This is a genomic window from Amycolatopsis coloradensis (assembly GCF_001953865.1).
GTDB lineage: Bacteria > Actinomycetota > Actinomycetes > Mycobacteriales > Pseudonocardiaceae > Amycolatopsis > Amycolatopsis coloradensis.
In genome coordinates this window covers 1-3,657 of the sequence record NZ_MQUQ01000048.1, presented here as the reverse complement: position 1 = coordinate 3,657, position 3,657 = coordinate 1, and the positions used below count along the sequence as shown (strand labels likewise).

Here is a 3,657-nt window from a genome sequence, read left to right as displayed (position 1 = left end):
GCGGTCAAAGACCCGGTGACGGCGGCGATCCTGGGCGGGATGGATCCGCAGCAGGCGATTGTCGCCGGTGGCGGCGCGATGCTGGGCAACAGCCAGGGTGTGCCGTGGAACGGTGCCTACATCGTGGCGAGCGGGAACCTGCTGGCCGACTTCCGGGCCAACGCCGCCGCCGAAGCGCAGGGCAGGCTGCAAACGGCCCGGTTGTACAACATGACCGACGACCCCGGCGTGAAGGCGATGCTGCAGTTCAACCTCGCCCGCGACACGGTGCATCAGAAGCAGTGGCTGGCGGCCATCGAAGAACTCGAAGCCGACGGCCTCGAGAGCGCGATCGTCCCGGACGCGTTGTTCGACGAAGAGAACCAGGAGCACAACAACACCGTCTGGCGCCTTTCCGACGGCACGGACGGTGCCAACGGTGATTGGAGCTTCCGCGGCGAGGAGATCGAATACCTGACCGACCCCCAACCGCTCGGTGGCCCGGGCACCGCACCCAAGCCCGACCCCGCGCTCTACGGGACGTACTCGCCTGTCCAGGACGCCGTCGGGACGGTCAAGGGCAAGGCTAAGTCGGTCAAGAACAAAGCCTCGGCGAAGACGAACGGTCCCAAGAGCTAGAAACCGGGACGAAGGGCTCTTCCTCGCGGCAGCGCGGGGAGGAGCCCTTCGAGGGGGAGGGCTGGATGTCCGCGTTCGGGCAGGCATAGCAACTGCTGGGCGCATTCCGACCTCGATGGTGCCGACTTGGTCGGCGATGCCCAGGCTGGAGTTGATATCGCTCGACAGACCGAGATGGACGTGCGCGTCGATCAACCCCCGTCCACCACGTCGATGGCCTGCCCATCGACCGGGTCCCGGCCCGTGCCGTCGATGATCCGCGCCCCGACGATCCAATAGTCCGACATCCGCACGCTCCATTCGATCGCTGCGGCGAGCTTGAACGCGGTTGGAATCGTCGTCGTCGGGATCGCCGGCGAGAGTGTTGAAATCGTCTTGCGTTTTCTTCGACAGATGGCGGTATCGGCGCTAGAACGCGCGGTGACCATATGGTTGTGACTGTTACCGCAGAGGTCGTAGTGGTCGGCGGCGCTCGGGATCTCATCGCGACGTTCACCCACGTCGACGGAGCGCTCCGGGAGGGCGCCTCGTTGGAGCCGTCGGTGCTGGACACCGACCGTCGAGTGGAGAACCTGCTCCGCACCCACGCAGGAACCCTGCATGTCGGCCCGGCCAACTACTGCTGGTTCCGCGACCCAACGAAAGCGCTCTGCCTGCGGCTGGCCGGGACCACCGAGGCGACTCGGCCGCTGATCGGACTCTGCGACTCGGCCCGCTTGTCCGCAGGCCACCCATCATGCCTGTCACCGCCCGATCTGGGCCGAGCAGGCGGCCACCTTTCAAGCGTTCCTCGGCAACCCCAGAGTCCCCACAGGGGAGAAGACCCGGCTACGGCGCGAGCACGACCGCGTCCAACGAGTGCTCGACAGCATCGACCAGGCCACCAGCACCGCTATGAGTACACCCGCATGTCCTTCGGTTCCGAGTGGCGAGCCCGACATATGCAGAAGTTAGGACTTACTGCGTGCGAAAAGAATCGCTTGCTGAGCTTTCGCATCCGGGTCGAGCAGCATCTCGGCCTCGACCACGAATCCGGCATCGCGCAGCCAGGATGCCACCTGGTCCGGCTGACGGCGGTACACATGGACCTTCATCGGGTGACCGCCATAGCCCTCCGTCTTCAACTGCGACTCGTCACCGACGTGAAACAGGAGCTGCAGCGGTCCGCCTGGACGCAATGCTCGGTGGAAGTGCCCGAACACAGTCGGCACCTCGTCGTCGGGGATGTGGATCAACGACTGCCAGGCGAGCAGGCCGGCCACCGAAGCAACGGGGAGGTCCAGTTCCGTCATCGAGCCCACCTCGAACCGCAGGCCGGGGTGGTCGCGCCGGGCCACGTCAATCATCCCCGGGGAGAGGTCGACACCGAAGGCGTCGACACCGAGCTCATGCAGGTGGGCGGTGACTTCACCGGGGCCGCAGCCGACGTCCGCGACCGGCCCGCCGCCAGCGACCCGCACGCTGTCGGCGAACAACGCCAGCGCCGCGCAAAGGTACTGGTGGCCGGCGAGGGCACCTCGCACTTGGTCGGCATAGCTGACCGCGACCGTGTCATAAGAGGTGCGGGTGTCGGTCAACCAGTCATCCGTGGTCATGACCGGCACGATATTCCATGATCACGACCTCGTGAACGGCCGACGCAGAGGGACTGATCATTGGCCCGCCAATTGGCCCAGACCTCCGCCACGTTTCCGCAGACCGCAATGCAGGAGTGCACATCATGCCGCTGACCACCGAACAGCGCCGTCGCAACGAGGCCAGCATCCGTGCTGCGATGGACCGCCTACTGCTGGGGCAGCTTCCAGCCCGCGGCGGTTGCGACCTCAAGACTCTTGCATGAGAAGCCGGCGTCGCCAGAACGGGCTTCTACGCACGCACCGACCCGCAGGGCAACCAGCGGCCAGGGCCCTATCAGCACCTGGTCGAGGAGTTTCAGCGTCGGCTGGCCGATCTCCGCGAGGCGGGCACCGTCTCAGACCCGCGCGAACTCCAGATCACCCGGCTGAAAGACGAGAACGCCAAGGTCCGTGAACGCGTCCAGGAACGCGATGCGCGGATCACCGAACTCACCGAGTTCAAGGAGCGCGCGTTGTCACAACTCGCCGCGCAGCACGAGGAGATCCTCCGGCTTCGACAACGCGCCGACTCGCCGAACAACGTCCGCACCCTCCCCACCGCCAGGAAGTCGAGGATCACTGGACCATGCGGCTGAACGAAGATCTGTTCCAAAGGCGTACCGCGACACGACATCACCCATCCACCGACCGCAAGTCCGATCGTCTAATGTGGACGCACACGGCTCCGATGGGCTTCACTGGCTGGTCGCAACGCGACACGCTCACAACGGGACACGGCCACTGCCGCGACAACCGGCGCCAGCACAGCGGGCAGGTCGAACGCATCGTGAGGTCCCTGCACGCGCGGGGCCTGCGGCTGCACTGCTTCGGCGTCAAAACGACCGGTCTGGCCCGATACGGCGACGCGATCCGCTCCAGCGACTCCGCCGTGTGGAGCTACAGCAGCCGCTACCTGCCGGGATGTTCTCCGAGTCATCGCAGCGAGTCCAACTGCCTGACCTACGCCCTCGCCTGGCACACCCGGCTCCAGCACACCCTGCGCCAGTCGAATCACCAGCACGGCACCCGGCGCCGCGCCGCGTCACAACCCTCACCACGTGGGCTCGGCCGTGGGCGGCCAGGACACCCCGGACCACGCCGCACCCAGCGAACACACCCGCCCGCGCGGCCGGGCAGCGAGAGAGGGGAGCGGCGATGAACACCCCGCACGAGGACACCCTCGCCCGCACCGGCGACCTGCGCTTCGTGGCCACCGACGGCCCGGTGATCGGGTCGTTGTGCACCGGCGTGGCCGGTCTGGCCTCGGCGTCGCGGCCGTGCTCGGCGGCCAGATCGCCTGGTACTGCGAGGTAGACCCGCACGCGGCCGCGATTCTCGCCGCGCGCCTGCCCAGCGTGCCGAACCTGGGCGACCTCAAGGCTGTCGACTTCACCTCCGTCGCACCGGTCGAGGTGCTCACGGC

The 3,657-nt window shown here is 66.9% G+C and carries 4 protein-coding genes and 1 pseudogene; 3 read left to right on the top strand and 2 right to left on the bottom strand.

All coding sequences use genetic code 11. The features are described 5' to 3' along the window. The coding region (locus BS329_RS41430; RefSeq protein ID WP_076169067.1) for a manganese catalase family protein at positions 1–618 on the top strand (618 nt) is incomplete at its 5' end. 191 nt (positions 619–809) lie between these two features. Here BS329_RS41430 and BS329_RS41425 read toward each other — a convergent pair. Both BS329_RS41425 and BS329_RS41420 read right to left on the bottom strand, forming a co-directional pair. Further along, positions 810–1,205 (bottom strand): hypothetical protein, encoded by a 396-nt coding sequence (locus tag BS329_RS41425; protein WP_143253450.1) that lies wholly within the window; start codon positions 1,203–1,205, stop codon positions 810–812. Between the two features lie 363 nt (positions 1,206–1,568). Then, positions 1,569–2,213, bottom strand: coding sequence for a class I SAM-dependent DNA methyltransferase (locus BS329_RS41420; RefSeq protein WP_076169063.1), 645 nt, complete (start codon positions 2,211–2,213; stop codon positions 1,569–1,571). 709 nt (positions 2,214–2,922) lie between these two features. On the opposite strand from BS329_RS41420, the gene BS329_RS41410 reads away from it, so the two are divergent. Both BS329_RS41410 and BS329_RS41405 read left to right on the top strand, forming a co-directional pair. After that, complete coding sequence (locus tag BS329_RS41410) at positions 2,923–3,393, top strand: deazapurine DNA modification protein DpdA family protein (RefSeq protein WP_208619380.1); 471 nt, start codon at positions 2,923–2,925, stop codon at positions 3,391–3,393. Between the two features lie 79 nt (positions 3,394–3,472). Continuing rightward, positions 3,473–3,657: pseudogene (locus tag BS329_RS41405) on the top strand (hypothetical protein); the annotation flags it as partial.

Excerpts from the sequence above, each read along its gene's own strand:
- BS329_RS41420 (WP_076169063.1), bottom strand. The coding sequence starts at position 2,213 with ATGACCACGGATGACTGGTTGACCGACACCCGCACCTCTTATGACACG.
- BS329_RS41410 (WP_208619380.1), top strand. The coding sequence starts at position 2,923 with ATGGGCTTCACTGGCTGGTCGCAACGCGACACGCTCACAACGGGACAC.